Annotated in this window: 24 protein-coding genes; 18 read left to right on the top strand and 6 right to left on the bottom strand. The window is 52.8% G+C overall.

Going from position 1 to position 20,279, the window contains the following annotated elements; all coding sequences use genetic code 11:
• Positions 1 to 235: 235 nt before the first annotated feature.
• Positions 236 to 1,741 carry a patatin-like phospholipase family protein gene (locus NQ012_RS00505; protein WP_257065486.1) on the bottom strand — a complete coding sequence of 502 codons (1,506 nt, stop codon included), beginning with the start codon at positions 1,739 to 1,741 and terminating at the stop codon, positions 236 to 238.
• A 192-nt stretch (positions 1,742 to 1,933) separates the two neighbouring features.
• Positions 1,934 to 2,566: a glycerol-3-phosphate 1-O-acyltransferase PlsY gene (gene plsY / locus NQ012_RS00500; RefSeq protein ID WP_257065485.1), complete on the bottom strand. Its 633-nt coding sequence runs from the start codon at positions 2,564 to 2,566 to the stop codon at positions 1,934 to 1,936.
• A 61-nt stretch (positions 2,567 to 2,627) separates the two neighbouring features.
• Here plsY and folB point away from each other — a divergent pair, with 61 nt between their 5' ends.
• The 9 genes from folB to frdD all read left to right on the top strand — a co-directional run bounded on the left by folB (position 2,628) and on the right by frdD (position 9,864).
• A complete protein-coding gene (gene folB, locus NQ012_RS00495; RefSeq protein ID WP_257065484.1) occupies positions 2,628 to 2,978 on the top strand; it encodes a dihydroneopterin aldolase in 351 nt (116 codons plus the stop codon).
• A gap of 134 nt (positions 2,979 to 3,112) precedes the next feature.
• Positions 3,113 to 3,736 carry a flavin prenyltransferase UbiX gene (locus NQ012_RS00490; RefSeq protein ID WP_257065482.1) on the top strand — a complete coding sequence of 208 codons (624 nt, stop codon included), beginning with the start codon at positions 3,113 to 3,115 and terminating at the stop codon, positions 3,734 to 3,736.
• A gap of 294 nt (positions 3,737 to 4,030) precedes the next feature.
• Entirely contained in the window at positions 4,031 to 4,567 is a 537-nt protein-coding gene (locus NQ012_RS00485) for a hypothetical protein (protein WP_257065481.1), read from the top strand.
• Positions 4,568 to 4,704: 137 nt separating this feature from the next.
• The gene (gene corA, locus NQ012_RS00480) at positions 4,705 to 5,769 is read left to right on the top strand and encodes a magnesium/cobalt transporter CorA (protein WP_257065480.1); all 1,065 of its coding nucleotides are present in this window, start codon (positions 4,705 to 4,707) and stop codon (positions 5,767 to 5,769) included.
• 41 nt (positions 5,770 to 5,810) lie between these two features.
• Entirely contained in the window at positions 5,811 to 6,305 is a 495-nt protein-coding gene (locus tag NQ012_RS00475) for an acyl-CoA thioesterase (RefSeq protein ID WP_257065479.1), read from the top strand.
• 289 nt (positions 6,306 to 6,594) lie between these two features.
• Complete coding sequence (gene frdA, locus NQ012_RS00470) at positions 6,595 to 8,367, top strand: fumarate reductase (quinol) flavoprotein subunit (RefSeq protein ID WP_257065478.1); 1,773 nt, start codon at positions 6,595 to 6,597, stop codon at positions 8,365 to 8,367.
• Positions 8,364 to 9,107 (top strand): succinate dehydrogenase/fumarate reductase iron-sulfur subunit, encoded by a 744-nt coding sequence (locus NQ012_RS00465; RefSeq protein ID WP_257065476.1) that lies wholly within the window; start codon positions 8,364 to 8,366, stop codon positions 9,105 to 9,107. The genes frdA and NQ012_RS00465 overlap by 4 nt, the downstream gene beginning before the upstream one ends.
• 1 nt (position 9,108) lies before the next feature.
• Positions 9,109 to 9,501, top strand: a complete 393-nt coding sequence (locus NQ012_RS00460) for a hypothetical protein (protein ID WP_257065475.1) — start codon at positions 9,109 to 9,111, stop codon at positions 9,499 to 9,501.
• A gap of 12 nt (positions 9,502 to 9,513) precedes the next feature.
• A complete protein-coding gene (gene frdD, locus NQ012_RS00455) occupies positions 9,514 to 9,864 on the top strand; it encodes a fumarate reductase subunit FrdD (protein ID WP_257065474.1) in 351 nt (116 codons plus the stop codon).
• 70 nt (positions 9,865 to 9,934) lie between these two features.
• On the opposite strand, the gene NQ012_RS00450 is transcribed toward frdD, so the two are convergent.
• Positions 9,935 to 10,825 carry an NAD(+) kinase gene (locus NQ012_RS00450; RefSeq protein WP_257065473.1) on the bottom strand — a complete coding sequence of 297 codons (891 nt, stop codon included), beginning with the start codon at positions 10,823 to 10,825 and terminating at the stop codon, positions 9,935 to 9,937.
• Between the two features lie 124 nt (positions 10,826 to 10,949).
• Positions 10,950 to 12,011, bottom strand: coding sequence for a DNA polymerase IV (dinB, locus tag NQ012_RS00445; protein WP_257065471.1), 1,062 nt, complete (start codon positions 12,009 to 12,011; stop codon positions 10,950 to 10,952).
• 178 nt (positions 12,012 to 12,189) lie between these two features.
• Between dinB and rpsF the strand changes: the two genes are divergently transcribed.
• Genes rpsF through rplI form a run of 4 tightly spaced genes read left to right on the top strand, consistent with a single transcriptional unit; the run spans position 12,190 to position 13,579 of the window.
• Positions 12,190 to 12,567 (top strand): 30S ribosomal protein S6, encoded by a 378-nt coding sequence (gene rpsF, locus NQ012_RS00440; RefSeq protein WP_085364860.1) that lies wholly within the window; start codon positions 12,190 to 12,192, stop codon positions 12,565 to 12,567.
• 8 nt (positions 12,568 to 12,575) lie between these two features.
• Entirely contained in the window at positions 12,576 to 12,872 is a 297-nt protein-coding gene (gene priB / locus NQ012_RS00435) for a primosomal replication protein N (protein ID WP_257065467.1), read from the top strand.
• Positions 12,873 to 12,877: 5 nt separating this feature from the next.
• Entirely contained in the window at positions 12,878 to 13,108 is a 231-nt protein-coding gene (rpsR, locus tag NQ012_RS00430) for a 30S ribosomal protein S18 (protein ID WP_003678863.1), read from the top strand.
• 18 nt (positions 13,109 to 13,126) lie between these two features.
• Positions 13,127 to 13,579, top strand: coding sequence for a 50S ribosomal protein L9 (gene rplI / locus NQ012_RS00425; RefSeq protein ID WP_085364862.1), 453 nt, complete (start codon positions 13,127 to 13,129; stop codon positions 13,577 to 13,579).
• Between the two features lie 432 nt (positions 13,580 to 14,011).
• Here the strand turns inward: rplI and NQ012_RS00420 are convergent, their stop codons facing one another.
• The gene (locus tag NQ012_RS00420; protein ID WP_257065458.1) at positions 14,012 to 14,575 is read right to left on the bottom strand and encodes a YceI family protein; all 564 of its coding nucleotides are present in this window, start codon (positions 14,573 to 14,575) and stop codon (positions 14,012 to 14,014) included.
• Positions 14,576 to 14,945: 370 nt separating this feature from the next.
• On the opposite strand from NQ012_RS00420, the gene NQ012_RS00415 reads away from it, so the two are divergent.
• From NQ012_RS00415 to NQ012_RS00400, 4 genes are all read left to right on the top strand, one after another.
• Positions 14,946 to 15,908: a glutamate/aspartate ABC transporter substrate-binding protein gene (locus NQ012_RS00415; RefSeq protein ID WP_257065457.1), complete on the top strand. Its 963-nt coding sequence runs from the start codon at positions 14,946 to 14,948 to the stop codon at positions 15,906 to 15,908.
• Between the two features lie 77 nt (positions 15,909 to 15,985).
• Positions 15,986 to 16,732 carry an amino acid ABC transporter permease gene (locus tag NQ012_RS00410; protein WP_257065456.1) on the top strand — a complete coding sequence of 249 codons (747 nt, stop codon included), beginning with the start codon at positions 15,986 to 15,988 and terminating at the stop codon, positions 16,730 to 16,732.
• A 14-nt stretch (positions 16,733 to 16,746) separates the two neighbouring features.
• Entirely contained in the window at positions 16,747 to 17,409 is a 663-nt protein-coding gene (locus NQ012_RS00405) for an amino acid ABC transporter permease (RefSeq protein ID WP_257065455.1), read from the top strand.
• The gene (locus NQ012_RS00400) at positions 17,406 to 18,149 is read left to right on the top strand and encodes an amino acid ABC transporter ATP-binding protein (RefSeq protein ID WP_425451630.1); all 744 of its coding nucleotides are present in this window, start codon (positions 17,406 to 17,408) and stop codon (positions 18,147 to 18,149) included. The genes NQ012_RS00405 and NQ012_RS00400 overlap by 4 nt, the downstream gene beginning before the upstream one ends.
• A gap of 336 nt (positions 18,150 to 18,485) precedes the next feature.
• Here NQ012_RS00400 and NQ012_RS00395 read toward each other — a convergent pair whose 3' ends face one another.
• A complete protein-coding gene (locus tag NQ012_RS00395) occupies positions 18,486 to 19,052 on the bottom strand; it encodes a peptidylprolyl isomerase (RefSeq protein ID WP_257065454.1) in 567 nt (188 codons plus the stop codon).
• A 318-nt stretch (positions 19,053 to 19,370) separates the two neighbouring features.
• Between NQ012_RS00395 and argB the strand changes: the two genes are divergently transcribed.
• Complete coding sequence (gene argB / locus NQ012_RS00390) at positions 19,371 to 20,267, top strand: acetylglutamate kinase (protein ID WP_257065453.1); 897 nt, start codon at positions 19,371 to 19,373, stop codon at positions 20,265 to 20,267.
• The last annotated feature ends 12 nt before the right edge of the window (positions 20,268 to 20,279 follow it).

Below are 20,279 nucleotides of genomic sequence, written 5' to 3'. Positions count from 1 at the left end.
ACGCGGTTTTTCAGCGTTAAAAGTTTTCAGACGGCCTAAATGAATTTTGTAAAGGTCTCAGGCCGTCTGAAATGCCCAACTGTTGTCATACTCGGGCTTGACCCGAGTATCTCTTTTTTCTAAGTAAAGCAAACAGATGCTCGGGTCAAGCCCAAGCATGACGCAAATGTTTTAAGGTATCGAAAAGAGTTTTGGAAAAGCCCCGGCCTGAAGTTTTTGAAAGGTTTCGCCTTTCTTATTTCACCCACGGGGCATCATAGTCGGTTTTGGCGTTTTTGTCGGGCAGTTGCGGCCCTTCGCCCACAAACCACACGGGCGGATAAACCTTTTCGGCGGGCTGTGCCGGTTGTGCCGAAAAGTCCTCCAGCAGGCGCTTGTATTCACCGGATTGCTGCAACAGGGCGCGTGCGGCGGATTTCAAATCGTTGATGTCGTTGTGGGGCAGGTAAAACGTGGTGGGGATGTTCAACACGTTTTTACGCAGCTGCGATTCGGGCAGGTCGCGCAGATTGAGGCTCACGAAATACATGCTGCGCTTTTGGCCGTCGGGCTGTTTGGCGGCGTTTTCGTTCCATTGGTCGACAAAAGCACGGAAGCGCCGCAGCGATTCCTGCGAGTATTTGTCGATGGGAATATCGACGATGGCGGCCACCACGTCGGCAAAGCCCGGGATAGCGGGCGATTGGTCGATACGGCTGGTAATCTGGTTTTGCGCGTTTACGTTGATAATCACGATGCGGCGGATATTTTCTGCGGTTACTTGTTTTTGCAGGGCCTCGCTGGAGCGCACGTCAACGATATCCAACACGCCGCGCAGGCCGAGGTTGTCGGTGAGGCCGCCGTCGAGCAGGTGGATATACGGGCGTTTGATGCTGTCGTTATATTGGCTGTGGTAAGTGCGGGTAAGCTCCCGGCGGGTTTGCTGCTGCAATTTGCCCACTTTGTCGTTGGTTAACGTGTGCCGCAAGCGTTCGGGCAATACATAGCCGCAGTTGCCGCCGTTGTTGTTGAGCGTAATCGGGCTGAAGATCAGCGGCACGGCGCTGGAGGCGGCCACGGCGCGGGCGATGCGCAAATCGGACAGGTTCAGGCACATGGCGTCGAAGTGTTCCTGAATGAAATCCAAACGGCTGCCTGCCGCCATATCGGTGGCAGAAATAACGGCAAACGGGCCTTTGCGGCGTTTGTCGAGATCGTCGAACGTGGCGTTGCGGAACAGGGTGTTTTCAAACTGCTCTTGCAGCAAATCGCCGCGGCCGTATTCGGGCGAGGTGATGCGGGGCAGGTTGGCAAACGAAAATACCTGTTTGGTAAACTGGCGCTGGAAATTCTGCTTTAAAAAGCGGCGTTCAAACGCGGGAACGGTTTCTTTGCCGTGCAGCGAAAAATAGGCCGCCAGCACCGAACCGCCCGAAACGCCGTAAACCAAATCGACGCTTTCGAGCAGGCTCTGCTCTTTGCCGCCGAAATTGATTTTCTGGCGGTTCAATTCTTCCAACACGCCGTAGCCCAAAGCCGCTGCCCGTGTGCCGCCGCCGGAAAACATCAGCACCACGAAAGTATCGTCGGCTCTAGAGCGGTCGAAGTTTTTTTCGAGGCGGTAGCCTTTTTCGGTATCGACGGTTTGAATGGTTTGCAGGGGTTGGTATTGCACCAGTGCGCACGACGACATCAAAAAAGCGGCCGATGCGGCCAGATATTTTTTCAGGCCGTCTGAAAAACGCATGTGTTTGCCCGTCATTTCGTTCCGTATCCTTTGAATCAAATGTATATAGTCAATCAACAGTATCTTGATTTTCAAAAAATTTTGAGATACTCGGGTCAAGCCCGAGTATGACGAAACTGTTAGTGGGTAAGTGGTTTAACTATGAGTGAATCAAACTATGAGTGAATCAAATGTAAAAAAGCAGCCCGGGCTGCTTTGTGCTTGGTTTTATTCGGTTTCTTTATCCGGCTGTTGTGCGTCCGCTTTTTCGCCGATTTTTCCCTCTTTCCCGCTCAACAGGTTGCTGATATTGCTTTTATGCCGGTAAAGCACCAAAAGGGCGATAACAACCGTCGACAAAACCCACGAAGGGTAGGGCATAAAGAAATAGGCTGCCAGCGGGCTGATAACGGTGGCCACCAGCGCCGCCAGTGAAGACACTTTAAAGCCGAAAGCCATCATCAGCCAAACGGCGGCACAAACCAAAGCGGTCGGCCATGATAATGCGAGCAGCACGCCCAAAGCGGTGGCCACGCCTTTACCGCCTTTGAAGTTGAAAAACACCGGCCACATATGCCCCACCAGTGCGGCCACGGCAACCAAAGCAATGGTGGCCGGATCCAGCCCGAGCGGTTCTTGCAGCCATTTTGCCAGCAATACGGCAACCAAGCCTTTGAGCGCATCGCCCAACAGAGTTAAGGCCGCCGCTTTTTTCTTGCCGCTGCGTAAAACATTGGTGGCGCCGGGGTTGCCCGAGCCGTAGGTGCGCGGGTCGGCCATGCCGTAAAATTTTGACACAATCACCGCAAAAGAAAGCGAGCCGATTACATAACCGGCCGTTACAACCAAGAAATTAAACATTACAGCAACTTTTGTTTTAGAATGGAAAACTGATTTTAACGTGAAAACGGCGCAACTGAAAATGGATAAAATTTTTTTACACGGCATGAAAGCCGAAACCTTGATCGGCGTGTACGATTGGGAGCGCGAGCAGCCGCAAACCCTGCTGTTGGATCTGGTTGTCGGCGTGCCTGAAAAATCGGGTGCGGACGACGATATCAACAATACCGTACATTATGCCGACGTGTGCGAAGCCGTACGCGCCAGCCTGAAAAACCAGCGTTTTTTGCTGCTCGAAGCATTGGCGGAACACGTTGCTGATTTGGTATTGTCCGACTTCGGCGCACTATGGGTGCGGGTGAGGATTGTGAAGCCCGGCATTCTGCCCGATGTGCGCGAAGTGGGTGTGGAAATCGAACGCAGCGCCGATTGAAAAAAATCAAACCGTTTTTCAGACGGCCTTTGCTAAATTTTCACGGTGCGCCATATCCGGGCCGTTTGTAAGTTTATCGGCCGTCTGAAAACAACACCGTATTATATTCACCGTTTTTACAGATTCCCCTGCCTATGAATACCCAGCCGCATCCGATACAAACCGTTACTCTGGCCTTTACCGGCGCGTCGGGCATGCCCTACGGCATCCGTCTGCTCGAATGCCTGCTGCAAAGCGGTAAAACCGTGTGGCTGCTGTATTCCCAAGCCGCGCAAGTGGTGGCGCAGCAGGAGGCGAACCTTGCCCTGCCGTCGTCGCCCGCCGCCTGCCAGGCGTTGTTGTGCGAAAAATACGGCGTTTCGGCGCAGCAGTTGCGGGTGTTCGGCAAAGACGAATGGTTCGCGCCGCCGGCTTCGGGCACCAACCCCGCCGATGCCATGATTATCTGCCCGGCCAGTATGGGCGTTGTGGCGGCGGTGGCGCATGGTACTTCCGACCATTTGATCGAACGCGCGGCAGATGTGTGCCTGAAAGAGCGCCGTCCGTTGGTGGTGGTGCCGCGCGAAGCACCGCTGTCGGCCCTGCACCTTGAAAACCTGCTCGCTCTTGCCCGTTTGGGTGCGGTTATCTTGCCGCCTTCGCCAGGGTTTTACCACCATCCGCAGTCGGTCGGCGATTTGGTGGACTTTGTGGTGGCGCGCATTCTCGACCAACTGCGCATACCGCACATGTTGATGTCGAAATGGGGAGAAAAATAAAATGGAAGGATTACAACAATTTATCGCCATGATTGCTGCATTTGCGCAATGGATATTGACAATTCTCGACGCTTTGTTTTAAATTGCCGCCCATGAACACTTCAAACATTCGCCCCTTTGCTTATTTTTATTGGTACCACACAAACGTGCGGTACTTTTTTGCGCTTGTCTGAAATGCCAGATAAACTTTAAGCAAACGCGAAACAGAGCCGCCCGAATTTTCAGGCGGCTTTTTGTTGGTTTTAAAAATCCGCCGCCTGTAAACAGATGAAAAATACCGAACAGGAGCAAAACATGAAAACCGCCGCCTTACACACCGCCCAAACACAACCCGCCGCCTTGCACCGCTGCCATCTGATTGTTGACGGCAACACCCACCGCAGCGATTTATGCGCTACCGGGCTGCCGCAAACCGACGGTATCCAAGTGAGCGAGGCATTGTTGCCGCAAATCCGCACCGTTGCCACACTGATTGCCGCCATGCGCCATGATTTCGACAGCCGCAGCCCGGATGTGTTTACCGAAGAAGCCGATTGGTTCGCCGCCCGCATCATTGTTTTGGGCGTGCGCCGTTTTCATCTCGACGTTACCCTCACGCCTATGCTCAAACTGGCCAACCGCCGCGCCGCCGCTTTTGCCGCCCGCCACAAACTGCCGTTTGTGCCCGCCGAAATCCGCATGAGCTTGCACGCAGGCCGCCCTGCCAACCTGCTGATTGCCGAAACAGAATTGAGCCTGAGTGATTGCGGCAACATCGTTGCCAACAGTTTGGCATTGAAAAACCGCTTGCCTGTTTTTGGCATGCCACACTTGAAAAGCGGCGGTGTTTGATAGGCACCATAGCCGCAGTTAATCGGAATCGACATCTTCCGGCCGGGCGGGTATAAATATAAAGGTATAAAATAGCCGCTTTGCCGTAAAGGCGTAACACGCAGTTTTTCAGACGGCCTCACCATGATGTAACCGATATGACCGATACCACCGTTTCCACACCGTTTCCGCCTGCCGAAGGCGCGGTGCCGCGCAGCGATATTTCCGATGTGCCGCAACACGCGCTGCACCAAACCGTTTATTCTGCCGGCAGTTTTTTCCAAGCAGATTTTCTGCCGCAGGAATGTGCGGCCGCCCTGCATGTTCCCGCAGCAGGCGAAACCAATTGGCTGCATTTTGTCGGCATCAACGATATTAATGTGTTGCAACCGTTGCTGGCGCCTTACGATATTCACGATTTGGTGCTGGAAGACATTCTCAGCCGCAAACAGCGCCCTAAAATCGAGGATTACGGCCACTATGTTTTTATTGCCGCGCGGGTGTATCAATACAACGCAGGCAAGTTGCAATCGGATCAGGTTTACCTGATTGCGGGCAAAGATTTCGTGTTTACTTTCCAACAGCGCCCGCTGGGGTTGTTCAGCAGTATCCGCAAGCAGATGGCCGACAGCCGCTGCGATATCCGCAACAAGCCCGCCGCTTTTCTCGCCTACCGCATTATCGACCGCCTGATAGACGATTATTTCATCACGCTCAACCAATACGACCATCGCGTCGAAGCCATCGATAAAACCCTGTTTAACGCCAACATCGACAACAACGAGCTGCTCGGGCGCATCCACCGCCTCAAGCGCGACGCCGTGCGGTTGAGGCGAACCCTGCAACCGCTGCGTGATGTGCTTTACCGTTTGGCGCACGGCGATTTCACTATTTTTCAGGGCGAGGCGGGCATTTATCTGCGCGATGTGTATGACCACACCGTGCAGTTAACCGAATCTTTGGATGCCTCGCGCGATACCGTTGTGGGCATGATGGACGTGCATTTGTCGTTCCAATCCAACCGCTTGAACCAGCAGATGCGCGTATTGACCGTGATTACCATTCTGTTTATGCCGCTAACCGTAATCACCGGTATTTACGGTATGAATTTCGACAATATGCCCGAACTGCATTGGCGTTACGGCTATTTTATGGTGCTCGGCCTGATGGCCTTGGTGATTGTGGGCCTGTTAACCTTTTTCTCACGCAAAAAATGGCTGTAAGTTTTTTTCAGACGGCCTCGGATATTTAAAGAAAGCACAATATGAACACACACACTGCAACAGAATTCCAACATGAATTACAGATGTCGGTATTGATGACGCCCGACATGGCCAATTTCAGCGGCAACGTGCACGGCGGCGACCTGCTCAAACTGCTCGACCAAGTGGCCTATGCCTGCGCCAGCCGTTACAGCGGCCACTACTGCGTAACCCTTTCGGTGGACAAAGTTACCTTCAAAGAACCGATTTATGTGGGCGAACTGGTTACTTTTTTAGCCAGTGTCAACCATGTCGGCCGCACCTCGATGGAGGTGGGCATACGCGTGGAGGCGCAGAATATCCGTGAACGCACCGTGCGCCACACCAACAGCTGTTATTTCACCATGGTGGCGGTGGAAGACGGCAAGCCCGTGCCCGTGCCGCCGTTGGAATTGAAAACCGAGCAGCAGCACTGCCGTTTCGAGGCAGCCGAACAGCGCAAAGCCCTGCGCCTTCAAGCGGGCAGTATGCCCGGCTGCAACGCCTGCGGAGAGTAATAGCTGCCCCGCTTTAAAAATAATTACAGCGTTGGTTCACCTTGCCGTACTATTTGTATTATCTGCGGCCCGCCGTTTTATACTTATCTTAAATTGGATTAGCTATAGGGCGCCGGTTTATGCGTATTTTTATTTCTTTTTTGACAGGGCCGTCTTTTCAGACGGCCTTTTTTACGGTTAAAGCCGGCGAGATTCGGCTAAATTTGCCTTTTGTCAAAAGGCGGTTACAGGATTTGTTTACAATGTTGTTTAATAACACAACCGACTACCAACAAAAAAGGCAGACAATATGGACATCATTCAAACCGATGTGGCGATTGTGGGCGCAGGTGGTGCGGGCTTGCGGGCGGCGATTGAAATCGCGCGCGCCGCACCCGATAAAACCGTACACCTGATTTCCAAAGTTTATCCGATGCGCAGCCATACCGTGGCGGCGGAAGGCGGTTCGGCCGGTGTAGTGCGCGACGACGATTCGCTCGAAAACCACTTCAACGACACCGTTTCGGGCGGCGACTGGCTGTGCGAGCAGGATGTGGTGCAGTATTTTGTCGAACACGCCACCGAAGAGATGATTCAGATGGAACACTGGGGCTGCCCGTGGTCGCGCCTGCCCGACGGCCGCGCCAATGTGCGCCGTTTCGGCGGCATGAAAATTCCGCGCACGTGGTTTGCCGCCGACAAAACCGGCTTCCATATGCTGCATACTTTGTTCCAAACCTCGATGCAGTATCCCAACATCAAACGCTTGGACGAACATTTCGCGCTTGATTTGTTAATTAATAACGGCGAATTGGCCGGCGTGTTGTGCTACGGCCTACAAGAAGGCGTGGTGCGCGCGGTACAGGCGAAAAGCGTGATCATCGCCACCGGCGGCGCAGGGCGCGTGTTCGCTTTCAACACCAACGGCGGCATCGTAACCGGCGACGGCATGGCGATGGCCTACCGCCACGGCGTGCCGCTGCGCGATATGGAATTCGTTCAATACCACCCCACCGGCTTGCCCGGTTCGGGCATTCTGATGACCGAAGGCTGCCGCGGCGAAGGCGGTATTCTGGTAAACAAAGACGGCTACCGTTATTTGCAGGATTACGGCTTAGGCCCGGAAACGCCTATCGGCGAGCCGAAAAACAAATATATGGAACTGGGGCCGCGCGACCGCCTGTCGCAGGCGTTCTACCACGAATGGAAAGCCGGCCGCACCATCAGCACGCCGCGCGGCGATGCGGTGCATTTGGATTTGCGCCATCTGGGCGAAGACTTCATCAATGAGCGGCTGCCGTTTATCCGCTCGCTGGCTCAGAAATTCGTCGGTGTCGATCCCGTGCACGAGCCGATTCCGGTGCGCCCGACCGCACACTACACCATGGGCGGCATCGAAACCAACCAGCGTTGCGAAACCCGCATCAAAGGACTGTTTGCCGTAGGCGAATGTTCGTCGGTGGGCCTGCACGGCGCCAACCGTTTGGGTTCGAATTCGCTGGCCGAGCTGTGTGTATTCGGCAAAGTGGCGGGTGAAGATGCGCTGAAACACGCGCAAACCGTCGGCAGCGGTTTGAGCCGCGAAGCGTTCGCCGCGTTGGCAGAGCAGGCTTACCAACCGTTTGCCGAATTGAAAAACCGCACCGGCGGCACCGAGAAACCGGCCGACATCCGCCGCGAACTGGGCGCGATGATGGAGGCAGAAGTGGGCATTTACCGCAGCGCCGAAAACGGTGCGCGCGCCAAAGCCGCCATCCGCGATTTGAAAGCGCGCTATCAGAATGTGCGCGTAACCGACCATTCCGACACGTACAACACCGATTGGCTCACCACCATCGAGCTGGGTTATCTGTTGGATGTGGCCGAGGCGATGATTTATTCCGCCGATGCCCGCACCGAGTCGCGTGGCGCACACCAGCGTTTGGATTTCCCCGAGCGCGACGACGAAAACTTCCTCAAACACACCCTGAGTTTTTACCGCGGCGGCCAAGAACCCCCGCAGATTGAATACAGCAGCGTGTTAATCACCAAATCGCAGCCCGCCAAACGGGTTTACGGTGCAGAAGGGGAGAAAAAATCATGAGCAATACCATCAAACTGGAAGTGATGCGCTACCGCCCGGGTGTCGACGAAAAACCGTGGCCGCAGGTGTTCGATATCGAATGGACGCAGGATATGTCGATTTTGGACGCACTCGCGCTGGTGAAAGACGATTTCGAACCGGAGCTGGCCTACCGCTGGTCGTGCCGCATGGAAGTGTGCGGCTCGTGCGGCATGGTGGTCAACGGCGAACCCAAACTTGCCTGTTCCACTTTCGTGCGCGAATATGCTGCGGTAGGTAAAATCACCGTGGGCGCGCTTGATCAGTTTCCCATCGAAAAAGATTTGATTGTGGATGCCGATCCGTTTATCGCAAAACTTGAGTCGGTCAAACCCTACATCATCAATAAAAACCCGCGCGCGCTGGCCGATAAGGAATACCGCCAAACCCCTGCCGAGCTGGCCAAATTCAAGCAATACACCATGTGTATCAATTGCATGCTGTGTTATCAGGCCTGCCCGCAGGTGGGTTTGAACGCCAATTTTCTCGGCCCAGCCGCCACCGCGCTGGCGCACCGCTACAACCTCGACAACCGCGATACCGGCAGAGCCGGACGCTTTAAAGTGATGAACGGCGAGAATGGTATTTGGCCATGCACGTTTGTGGGTTACTGCTCGGAAGTATGCCCGAAACACGTCGATCCCGCCGGCGCCATCCAGCAGGCCAAAGCCGCAGCTGTGCCGTTTTGGGCATTGTCCAACCTGAAAAAAGAGGAGGCATAATATGAGCCGCAAACCTTATACCGCCAAGCAGCCGGCCAATTGGTATATGCAAAACCGCTTTTTCAAACTCTATATGCTGCGCGAGCTGACCAGCGTGCCGGTGGCATTTGCCGCCCTCAACCTGTTTTGCGGCTTGGCTTCGTTGGCCGGCAGCTTTGATGCGTGGGCCGGCTGGGTGGAAATGCAGACAAGCCCGCTGGTGGTGCTGTTTAACCTGTTGGCCGTTGCCGCTGCCTGTTTCAACAGCAAAACTTGGTTTGAAGCCGTGCCCAAGGCGATGCCGATACAGAAAGGCGAAAAATTCGTGCCTGCCGCGGTATTGGTGAAAGCCAGCTGGGGTGCGTTTGCCGCTGTGTTCGTGGTGTTGGTGTTACTGGTTGCCGTATTGGCCTGACAGAGGAGCAGAATGATGAGCAACAAACACATGAAGCCTTTGTATTGGGGCATTTTCTCAGCCGGCGGCACCGTTGCCGCCATCATCCTCGCACCGGTGCTGGTGGTGCTGTGCCTGCTGCTGCCGTTCGGCATATTGGGCAGCCCGGCCGAGTTTTACGACAGCGTGCACGGTTTTGTGAGCAACAAATTAGTGTATCTGGTGTTGTGTGCCGTGGTGTTTACCATCTTGTGGCACGGCGTACACCGTTTCTACTATATTCTGCATGATATGCACGTTCATGTGGGCAACCGCACCCGTTTGGGCTTTTATGCCTTTGCCGTGGTGATGTTTGTGTTTACTTTGCTCAAAGGCTGGTTTTAAAGCCTTTTGGTAAAAGTGATGCAAAGGCCGTCTGAAACTTTCAGACGGCCTTCTTCGTTTAATGGTGTGTTTAAACCAACTGTTCGCCCCAATGCAGTTTTTGGCGCAGGGTTTTGTAGTATTGGTAATCGGTGGGGTGCAATACGCGCAGCGGATGGCGGTAGCGGTGGATTTTGATGCGGTCGAAAGTATGGATATCGATAAACGACTGGCCGTCGAAATGGGCGCGGGCATCGCCGCCTTTGGTAACCAATATTTCGATTTCGCAAGTGTCGGCGACGGCAATCGGGCGGTTGGTCATGGATTGCGGGCAGATGGGCACCAGCGTGAACGCACGCAGGCTGGCCTGCATAATCGGGCCGCCGGCGGCGAGCGCATAGGCGGTGGAGCCGGTGGGGGTGGAAACAATCAGGCCGTCCGAGCGTTGGGTGTAAACGAATTCTTTGTTGATAAACACTTCGAATTCAATCATTTGGCCCGCACCGCCGCGCGATAACACCACATCGTTCAAGGCCAGCGAAGTGGTAACGGCCTCTCCGTCGCGGATCAGGGTGGTTTCGAGCAGAATACGTTCTTCGGGCAGGTATTTTCCCGAGAGCATGCCGTTGAGTATCGGAGTCATGTTTTCGCGCGGCACTTGGGTGAGAAACCCCAAATGCCCCTGGTTGACACCGATAACCGGCACGCGGAAAGGAGCGATGATGCGCGCCACCGACAGAAACGTACCGTCGCCGCCCAATACCACCACCAAGTCGCATTTTTTACCGAGGCTGCCCTTATCGAGAATATGGCAGCGTTCCGCATCTTCGGCGCAGGCGGAACCGTCGTGCAGGCTGGCTTCGTCGAGGTAAATATCCAGTTTTTTTTCGTGCAGAAAATCCACCAGCGTGTGCAGGGTTTCCTGAATATGCGGCGTTTGGGGGCGGGTAACGATGCCTATATGTTTGAATTGGCTGATCATGGCACGGTGCGGACTGAGTAAGAACCTCGGATTATAGCGGGTTTTGCGGCTGCGCTGAAAGTGCGTGTAGTTTCAAACGGCAATCTGCGTTGCGGCAGGTTTGCCAAAGGCCGTCTGAAAAGAGTCAATCGTTCCAAAGCTGCCGTTGTTGCCCCTCGGGCGTCAAATGGCCGACACCGATACCGATCAGGCGGAACGCATCATCGGTTTGCGGCGGTACCCGTGCCAGCAAAGTGTGTGCCGCCTGCAACAGCGCAACAGAGTCGGGCAGGGGGGAAGAATAAGTCAGCGAACGGGTAATGATGCGGAAATCGGCGGTTTTCAACTTGAGCGTTACGCTGCGGGCCGCCACTTTTTTACGCCCCATCTGCCGCCACAAATCTTCGGCCAAATGAGGCAAATGCCCGGCCGCTTCAATCAGCGGCAAATCTTCGGGCAGCGTGATTTCGGTGGAAATCTGCAAACGTTCGCGGCCGGGCTTGACTTCGCGGTTGTCGTTTCCGCGCGCCAAATCGTATAAGCGGTAGCCGTAGCGGCCGAAATGGTGCAGCAGTTCGCCGCGTTCGAAGCGGCGCAAATCACCGGCGGTGCGCATACCCAGCGCGTGCATTTTATGCAGCGTTACCTTGCCCACGCCCGGAATTTTTTCCAACGGCAGTGTTTCCAAAAAAGCCGCCACCTTCTGCGGAGGCAGCACGAACTGGCCGTCGGGTTTGCGCCAGTCGGAAGCGATTTTGGCTAGAAATTTGTTCGGCGCTACACCCGCAGAAGCGGTCAGCCCGGTTTCCTGCCTGATTTCGGCACGGATCATGCGCGCTACCTCGCCGGCATAAGGGATATTTTGGAGATTCCGGGTAACATCAAGATAGGCTTCGTCGAGCGACAATGGCTCGATTAAATCGGTATGGCGAGCAAAAATCACATGAATCTGCTGCGAAATGCGGCGGTATAAATCGAAATGCGGCGGAATATACACTGCCTGCGGGCAAAGCCGCTTGGCCGTCGCCACCGCCATCGCCGAACGCAGGCCGAACTGCCGCGCCTCATACGAAGCCGCGCAAATTACCGAGCGCGGTCCCTCCCACGCTACCACTACGGGCTTGCCGCGCAGGCGCGGCTGTTCGCGCAGTTCTACCGAAGCATAGAACGCGTCCATATCGATGTGGATGATTTTGCGGGTTTCCATGGGTTTTTATAGATAACGGCCGGAAAATAAGGCCGTCTGAAAAATACGGCAGGCGTTATTGTAACCTTTTTACGGCTGCTTGCTTTATCTTTGCAAGCCCGTTATAATTTCGCGTTTTCCAACCTTGCCTTCTGCTTTTCGCATGGCCGAAGGCTGTTTTAAACCGTAAGGAGATAACATGCGTCATTATGAGGTTGTGTTTATCGTTCACCCTGATCAAAGCGAGCAAGTGCCCGCCATGGTTGAACGTTATAAAACCATGATTACCGAAGCCGGCGGCAAAATCCACCGCCTTGAAGATTGGGGCCGCCGCCAACTGGCTTACCCGATCAACAAAATCCACAAAGCACACTATGTTTTGATGAACATCGAAACTTCGCCCGAAGTGGTTGATGAGCTGGAAACTGCTTTCCGCTTCAACGATGCCGTTCTGCGCCATCTGACCATCAAAACCAAACACGCCGTAACCGAAGCCTCTCCGATGCTGAAAGACGAAAAGTCTAAAAACCTGCTCGAAGGCGGCAGCGCGGCTAAAGAAGAAACCGCCGAAGCGTAATCTAAAGATTGGATAATCTTTTTACCCTTACCGCACAAATTGCCCGATGCAGCGAACTGCGATATACGCCCGCCGGCATTCCCGTTTTAGATATTGTGCTGGTGCACGAATCCTGGCAACGGGAAAACGGGCAGCAATGTTTGGTGAAGCTCGAAATGCCCGCCAAAATCATCGGTAAGGATGCGCTCAGTTGGCAGCACCGCGAACAAACCGTAGTCGAAGTAAGCGGTTTTCTGGCACAAAAAAGCCAGCGTTACAGCAAACCGGTGCTGCGGATACAAAACATTAAAGAATATAAAGGTTAAACGACATGGCTCGTCAATCATTCAAACGTAGAAAATTCTGCCGTTTCACGGCTGAAAAAATCCAAGAAGTCGATTACAAACAAGTAGATTTGCTGAAAGACTTCATTTCCGAAAACGGCAAAATCATTCCGGCACGCATCACCGGTACCAAAGCGCACTACCAGCGCCAATTGGCTACCGCTGTGAAACGCGCCCGTTTCCTGGCTTTGCTGCCTTACACCGACCAACATAAATAATTTACGGAGATTCACACCATGCAAATTATTCTGTTAGAAAAAATCGGTGGCTTGGGCAATTTGGGCGACGTTGTAACCGTGAAAAACGGTTATGCCCGCAACTTCCTGATTCCCTCAGGCAAAGCCAAACGCGCTACCGAAGCCAACATGAAAGAATTCGAAGCGCGCCGCGCCGAGCTGGAAGCCAAACAAGCCGAAATTTTGGCCGATGCCAAAGCCCGTCAGGAAAAACTCGACGGCCAAACCGTTACCATCGCGCAAAAAGCCGGTGTTGACGGCCGCCTGTTCGGTTCCGTTACCAACGCCGACATCGCCGCCGCCATCGTTGCTTCAGGTGTCGAAGCCGCCAAATCCAACGTACGCCTACCCAACGGCCCGCTGAAAGCTGTAGGCGAATACGAAGTTGAAGTGGCGTTGCACACCGATGCCGTTGCAACCATCAACGTTACCGTAGTGGCTGCTGCCGAGTAAAAGGCTGTTTGATCACATATCATCAAGGCCGTCTGAAAAGTTTTCAGACGGCCTTTTATATTGTGTTGCATGATTTCAAAAAACGTTACCGAAGCTGCATGGAAAACGATGGGGTTCTGAATATTATCAATTCGAGGCCTTGGCAAAACTCATGCCGGTATTTTAAAACCTGAGACCTTTGCAAAGGTCTCAATCTTTGTGCAGTGCTCGTGATTGAACCGAGCATCTTTTTATTACAAAAGAAACAGCAGAGATTCGGTTCAAGCCCGAGTATAACGGTGCGCAAACTTTGAGTGGTTGTTTTAGGATTTTGTAAAGATTCTATCCATGACGATTTTCATGTCATTAAAACACGCCGGAATATCATGAATATTCCGGCGTGTTTTGCTTTTAAAACCGGCTAAGAAGAGGCCGTCTGAAAAGTGGGAACCGTTACTGCTTGGCAGCTTCGACTTGAATATTCAGCTGTACGTTTTTGCTCACGCCTGCCGAAACCAAATAGTCCATACCCCATTTGGTGCGGTCGATAACGGCTTCAAAGTCGCCGCCGCACACTTCGGTTTTCAGCATGGGGCTTTGATAGCAGTTGAATTTGGTGGCTTTCAAGGTAACGGGTGCGGTTTTACCCAACAGAGTGAGGTTGCCGGTTACCGAGCTGACTTTGTCACCCTTGAAATTGAAGCGGGTGGACTGGAAGCGGATTTCCGGGTATTGAGCAACATTGAATAAGTCGGCGCTTTTCAGGTGATTGTCGAACTGGGCGTTGTTCGAGCTGATGGTATTAGCGGGAATTTTAATGTCGATAGAGCCGGTTTTGGCTTTGCGGTCAAACTGCATATTGCCGCTTAAATTATAGAAACCGGCGGTATTGGTGCTGGTGCCGAAGTGGTCGATGGCGAAGCGGGCATTGGCATGGTTGCTGTCGATTTTATAGGCAGCAGCGGCGGCAGTTGCCGTTGCAACAGTTAAACAAAGGGCCAGTAGGGCTTTTTTCATGGCAGTCTCCGAAATGGAAAGTTGAAATGGGAACGGTTATCGTAACACAAAAAGGCTCGGGAAACGTTTCGTATGGTTTGAGGCTTTGTTAAAGCCTGTTTGATGATGGCTAGGGTCTTAAAAAAGCGGCCGGCTGAGATGGGGATGGGCTATTAAAATTGAGATCTTGATAAACCTTTGTTATTAATTGAAATATTCATATTTAAATTGAAATTAAAAAAACTTCTGAAAATTTATTTTTGTTAATAAGTGTATGATTGTTGACAATCGTTTGGGTGATGTGGAACTATAGCGGAGGCTGCAAAGGCAGTAAAAGCCGCTGCGGATATTAACATTCTACTTTTGTCTGAGTTTTCCAAGGAGTAACAACATGGTAACCAATACACTTAAACCGCTGGGCTTGGCTTGTTTGCTCGCATTATCGCTGGCAGCCTGCGGCGGCGGTGACAAAACGGCCGGAGCCGCCCAAGAAGGTTCTTCGGCACCGGATCAAGCAGCAGCGGCAGGCAGCACGATTGATAAAATCAAGAAATCAGGCACCATTGTTTTGGGACACCGCGATGCGTCGATTCCGTTTTCTTACATTGCGGACAACCCCAACCAACCCATCGGTTATGCCCACGATTTGCAGTTGAAAGTGGTTGAGGCGCTGAAAAAGAACCTGAATCTGTCTGATTTGAAAGTGCGCTATAACCTGGTTACTTCGCAAAACCGCATTCCTTTGGTGGTAAACGGCACGGTGGATTTGGAGTGCGGTTCGACCACCAATAATCTCGAGCGCCAAAAGCAGGTTCAATTTTCCAACAACTTCTTCGTAGTCGGCACCCGCTTGCTGACCGATAAGGCTACAGGCATCAAGGATTATGCCGATTTGAAAGGCAAAACCGTGGTAACCACATCGGGCACCACTTCCGAACGCCTGTTGAAAGAATACAACGATAAAAACAAAGCGGGTATCAATGTGATTTCGGCCAAAGACCACGGCGAATCGTTTTTGATGCTGCAAAACGGCCGTGCCCAAGCCTTTATGATGGATGATGTGCTGTTGGCCGGTGCGCGTGCGAAATCGGCTGATCCTGCCAAATGGGAAATCGTCGGCACACCGATGTCGTATGAGAATTACGGCTGCATGATGCGCAAAGGCGATGCCGAGTTCCAAAAGGTGGTTAACGATACGCTCTCGGAAGTGTTCAAATCGGGCGAAATCAACAAAATGTACACCCAATGGTTCGAACAGCCGATTCCGCCGAAAAACGTGAATATGGAATTCCCGATGTCGGATAAGATGAAAGAAATCATCGCCAATCCGAACGACAAAGCGGCCGACGAATAATCATGGCCGATATCGTGTGAAACAGAAGAGGCCGTCTGAAACTGTTTTCAGACGGCCTCTCTCGGTAGGAACGCATTATGAATTATGTTTGGAACTGGGGCGTTTTGTGGGACAAAACAGGCATCGGTAATGAAATCTACCTCAATTGGGTGATTACCGGCCTGCTGTGGCTGTTTGCCATCGGCGCGGTGGCTTGGACGATTGCGATGGTGTTGGGCACGCTCTTGGGCATTATGCGCACGCTGCCGCATAAAGGCCTCAACCGTATCGCTTCGGCTTACGTTACGCTTTTCCGCAATGTGCCTTTGCTGATTCAGCTTTTTATCTGGTATTACGTTATCCCCAATTTTTTCCCCGAAGGTTTGAAGCAGTGGTGGTTTTTCGGTTTGGCACCGAACACTTCGGCTATGATTTCGGCCAGCGTGGGTTTGGGTTTGTTCACCGCCGCGCGGATTTGCGAACAGGTGCGCACGGGTATCCAGGCTTTGCCCAAAGGGCAGGCGCAGGCAGCTTATGCTTTGGGTTTCCGCACCAAGCAGGTATATAAAGAAATTTTGCTGCCGCAGGCATTCCGAACCATTCTGCCGCCGCTGGGTTCGGAACTGACCAACTGCTTCAAAAACGCCTCGGTTGCTTCGCTGGTGGGCGTTTCGGAATTGATTTCGCAAGTTAAAACCATTGCCGAATACACCCAGAGCAACCTGGAAATCTACACTTACGCCACTTTGATCTATATGGCGGTCAACGTTACGCTGCTGATGTTGATGACCCGTTTGGAACGCCGCCTGCGCGTGCCCGGTTTGATGTCGGAGGGTAATAAATAATGTTCGGATTGAGTATGAGCGAATTATCCGCCGCCATGCCCGGCCTGATGCAGGGCTTGGGCGTAACTTTGAAACTGCTGGCCTTCGGTGTGGTGGGCGGCATCGTTATCGGCACACTTCTGGCTCTGGCGCGGTTGTCGAAATTCGGCTGGTTGTCGTTTCTGGCCAAAACCTATGTTAACTATTTCCGCTCCGTACCGCTCTTGCTGGTGCTGATTTGGTTTTATTATGCCGTGCCGATGATGTACAGCCTGATTACCGGCGATTATTTAACCATCGATGTGGCTTTCGCTTCTTGTGCGGTGGCATTTATGCTGTTTGAAGCCGCCTATTTTTCGGAAGTGGTGCGCGCCGGTATCCAGTCGATTTCCAAGGGCCAGTTTAACGCCGCCTATGCGCTGGGCATGACCTACGGCCAAACCATGCGCTTGGTGATTCTGCCGCAGGCATTCCGCAAAATGCTGCCGCTGATTTTGCAGCAGAGCATTATTCTGTTTCAAGACACCACCCTGGTGGCGGCTATCGGCTTGGTGGATTTCTTCCGTGCCAATTATGTGCGCGGCGACCTGATGAACCTGCTGACACCTTATATTCTGTTGGCCGGAGCCGTTTATTTCGTGATTAGCGCAGTAGCCATGTTCGGCGTGAAAAAACTGCAACAAAGGTTAAAAGTATGAGTAACAAACCCATGATTGATATTCAAGGCGTCAACAAATGGTATGGCGATTTCCAAGTGCTGACCGATTGTTCGACATCGATTCAGAAAGGCGATGTGGTGGTGGTGTGCGGCCCTTCGGGCAGCGGCAAATCCACTCTGATCAAATGTGTGAACGGGCTGGAGCCGTTTCAGAAAGGCGATATCGTGGTGGACGGCACGTCGCTGGCCGACCCGAAAACCCATTTGCCCAAGCTGCGCAGCCGCGTCGGCATGGTGTTTCAGCATTTCGAGCTGTTTCCCCACCTGTCGATTAAAGACAATTTAACCGTGGCGCAAATCAAAGTGCTCGGGCGCAGCAAAGAAGAAGCCGAAAAGAAAGGCTTGGCCTATCTCGACCGCGTGGGTTTGAGTGCGCACGCACACAAGTTTCCCGCCCAGCTTTCAGGCGGCCAGCAGCAGCGCGTGGCGATTGCCCGCGCACTGAGCATGGATCCGATAGTGATGCTGTTTGACGAGCCGACTTCCGCACTCGACCCGGAAATGGTTCAGGAAGTGCTGGACGTAATGGTGGGTTTGGCCAAAGAAGGCATGACCATGATGTGCGTTACCCACGAAATGGGCTTCGCCCGCCAAGTGGCCAGCCGCGTGATTTTCATGGATCAGGGCCGCATTGAAGAAGACACCACATCCGAAGCCTTCTTCACCACGCCGCGCGGCGAGCGTGCGCAGCAGTTTTTATCGAAAATTCTGCACCACTGAGAGAATAGGCGTTTTCAGACGGCCTGAGATCTTTGCAAAATTGAAAAAACATCACAAAAAATTTATTTCCCGTCATTCCCGCGTAGGCGGGAATCCAGTCGTTTTTTCATAAGTTATTGAAATAAAATACTTGATAGTTTAAAAGCTGGATTCCCGCCTACGCGGGAATGACGGAATCTAAGCATTTCAGACGGCCTCAAGGTGTTTTTGCAAAGGTCTCGGCCTGAACGGCTTGCAAAGGGCAAGGCCGTCTGAAGTATCTACGCAAAACGAAAAGCGGGCAAAAAGCCCGCTTTTCGTTTTGCATGGGAAACGGCGCAATAAGCCGAAGTATGCCTATTTCACAATCGTTACGTTGCGGATAACCACGGGCTGCACGGGAATATTCTGATGGTAGGCTTGATCGGTGGTTTTCACTTTGGCGATTTTGTTTACCACGTCCATGCCCGAAATCACTTTGCCGAATACGGTGTAGCCGTAACCTTGAGTGGTTTTGCTTTTGAAATTTAAAAAGTCGTTGTCGGCCACATTGATGAAAAACTGGCTGGTGGCGGAATTCGGATTGGCCGTGCGCGCCATGGCGATGGTGCCGACGGTGTTTTTCAGGCCGTTGTCGGCTTCGTTGGCGATGGCTTTTTCGGTGGCTTTTTGAGTCATATCGGGCGTAAAGCCGCCGCCTTGGATCATAAAGCCGTCAATCACGCGGTGGAAAATGGTGCCGTTGTAAAAACCTTTGTTGGCATAAGCAGCAAAGTTGGCCACGGTTTTCGGGGCTTTTTTTTCGTCCAGTGCCAGCTCGATTTTGCCCATGTTGGTGTCGATAACCGCGCGGGTTTCGGCTTGTGCGGAAAAGGCGGCGGCCAAGGTCAGGCCGGTGAAGATGAGTTTGGATAATTTTTTCATAAGGCTTCCAAAAAAATTATATAGTGGCTTAAATTTAATACGGACAAGGCGAGGCAACACCTTATGTGTTGAATTTAAGCCGCTACAGATTGTTTGTGAACGGCGGCATTATCGTAGTTTTCTATGCAATTTGCAGTAACCGAAATGTAAAAAGGCCGTCTGAAAACGTGAACCACCCCGTATATTGGCCGGAATGCAACATTTTGCCAAGCAAGCAGGATTGGCGTTTTGAAAACGGCCCACCTTCGGGCGGTTAGCTTATTTTTTCGGATTGGTATAACATAGGCCGTCTGAAACCAATGATTCAAAGGGAAAATCATGAGTGATACGCAGCATATCAGCGCGGCAGAAAAGGCCGAAATCTTATCGGAAGCCTTGCCGTATATCCGCCGTTTTTCCGGCAAAACCATCGTGATCAAATATGGCGGCAACGCCATGACCGACCCGCAGTTGAAAGAAGGGTTCGCCAAAGATGTGGTGCTGCTGAAACTGGTGGGCATCAACCCCGTGATCGTGCACGGCGGCGGCCCGCAGATTAACGATATGCTCAACAAAGTGGGCAAAGAAGGCACGTTTGTGCAAGGTATGCGCGTTACCGACAGCGAAACCATGGATATTGTGGAAATGGTGCTGGGCGGCCATGTAAACAAAGAAATCGTGTCGCTGCTCAACCAGCACGGCGGCAAGGCCGTGGGTGTTACCGGCCGCGACAGCCATTTTATTCGCGCCAAAAAACTGTTTATCAACACGCCCGAGCGTAACGGTGTGGACATCGGCCAAGTGGGCGTGGTGGAAAGCATCGACTGCTCGCTGGTTAAAAGCATCATCGCTTACGGCCACATTCCCGTGGTCGCCCCTATCGGCGTGGGCCGCAACGGCGAAGCCTTCAACATCAATGCCGATTTGGTGGCGGGCAAGCTGGCCGAAGAGTTGAACGCCGAAAAACTCTTGATGATGACCAATATCACAGGCGTGCTCGACAAAAACGGCAACCTGCTCACCAACCTCACGCCGAAACGTATCGACGATTTGATTGCCGACGGCACGCTCTACGGCGGTATGCTGCCGAAAATCAGCTCGGCGGTGGAAGCGGCGATAAACGGCGTGAAAGCCACCCACATCATCGACGGGCGCGTGCCGAATGCGCTGTTGCTGGAAATCTTCACCGATTCGGGCATAGGCTCGATGATTTTGGGTGCGGAGCGTGGAGAATAGGGTAGTTGTGTT

This window comes from Neisseria dentiae (assembly GCF_024580525.1).
Lineage (GTDB): Bacteria > Pseudomonadota > Gammaproteobacteria > Burkholderiales > Neisseriaceae > Neisseria > Neisseria dentiae_A.
The sequence above is the reverse complement of the archived record's forward strand: the minus strand, read 5'-3'. Positions and strand labels throughout refer to the sequence as shown.

Excerpts from the sequence above, each read along its gene's own strand:
- dinB (WP_257065471.1), bottom strand. The coding sequence starts at position 12,011 with ATGGAAACCCGCAAAATCATCCACATCGATATGGACGCGTTCTATGCT.
- rpsR (WP_003678863.1), top strand. The coding sequence starts at position 12,878 with ATGGCTCGTCAATCATTCAAACGTAGAAAATTCTGCCGTTTCACGGCT.
- NQ012_RS00450 (WP_257065473.1), bottom strand. The coding sequence starts at position 10,825 with ATGATCAGCCAATTCAAACATATAGGCATCGTTACCCGCCCCCAAACG.
- NQ012_RS00475 (WP_257065479.1), top strand. The coding sequence starts at position 5,811 with ATGAACACACACACTGCAACAGAATTCCAACATGAATTACAGATGTCG.
- NQ012_RS00420 (WP_257065458.1), bottom strand. The coding sequence starts at position 14,575 with ATGAAAAAAGCCCTACTGGCCCTTTGTTTAACTGTTGCAACGGCAACT.
- plsY (WP_257065485.1), bottom strand. The coding sequence starts at position 2,566 with ATGTTTAATTTCTTGGTTGTAACGGCCGGTTATGTAATCGGCTCGCTT.
- NQ012_RS00465 (WP_257065476.1), top strand. The coding sequence starts at position 8,364 with ATGAGCAATACCATCAAACTGGAAGTGATGCGCTACCGCCCGGGTGTC.
- NQ012_RS00415 (WP_257065457.1), top strand. The coding sequence starts at position 14,946 with ATGGTAACCAATACACTTAAACCGCTGGGCTTGGCTTGTTTGCTCGCA.
- corA (WP_257065480.1), top strand. The coding sequence starts at position 4,705 with ATGACCGATACCACCGTTTCCACACCGTTTCCGCCTGCCGAAGGCGCG.
- NQ012_RS00410 (WP_257065456.1), top strand. The coding sequence starts at position 15,986 with ATGAATTATGTTTGGAACTGGGGCGTTTTGTGGGACAAAACAGGCATC.
- NQ012_RS00460 (WP_257065475.1), top strand. The coding sequence starts at position 9,109 with ATGAGCCGCAAACCTTATACCGCCAAGCAGCCGGCCAATTGGTATATG.
- frdA (WP_257065478.1), top strand. The coding sequence starts at position 6,595 with ATGGACATCATTCAAACCGATGTGGCGATTGTGGGCGCAGGTGGTGCG.
- NQ012_RS00395 (WP_257065454.1), bottom strand. The coding sequence starts at position 19,052 with ATGAAAAAATTATCCAAACTCATCTTCACCGGCCTGACCTTGGCCGCC.
- NQ012_RS00405 (WP_257065455.1), top strand. The coding sequence starts at position 16,747 with ATGAGCGAATTATCCGCCGCCATGCCCGGCCTGATGCAGGGCTTGGGC.
- NQ012_RS00485 (WP_257065481.1), top strand. The coding sequence starts at position 4,031 with ATGAAAACCGCCGCCTTACACACCGCCCAAACACAACCCGCCGCCTTG.
- rplI (WP_085364862.1), top strand. The coding sequence starts at position 13,127 with ATGCAAATTATTCTGTTAGAAAAAATCGGTGGCTTGGGCAATTTGGGC.
- NQ012_RS00505 (WP_257065486.1), bottom strand. The coding sequence starts at position 1,741 with ATGACGGGCAAACACATGCGTTTTTCAGACGGCCTGAAAAAATATCTG.
- argB (WP_257065453.1), top strand. The coding sequence starts at position 19,371 with ATGAGTGATACGCAGCATATCAGCGCGGCAGAAAAGGCCGAAATCTTA.
- rpsF (WP_085364860.1), top strand. The coding sequence starts at position 12,190 with ATGCGTCATTATGAGGTTGTGTTTATCGTTCACCCTGATCAAAGCGAG.
- folB (WP_257065484.1), top strand. The coding sequence starts at position 2,628 with ATGGATAAAATTTTTTTACACGGCATGAAAGCCGAAACCTTGATCGGC.
- frdD (WP_257065474.1), top strand. The coding sequence starts at position 9,514 with ATGATGAGCAACAAACACATGAAGCCTTTGTATTGGGGCATTTTCTCA.
- NQ012_RS00490 (WP_257065482.1), top strand. The coding sequence starts at position 3,113 with ATGAATACCCAGCCGCATCCGATACAAACCGTTACTCTGGCCTTTACC.
- NQ012_RS00400 (WP_425451630.1), top strand. The coding sequence starts at position 17,406 with ATGAGTAACAAACCCATGATTGATATTCAAGGCGTCAACAAATGGTAT.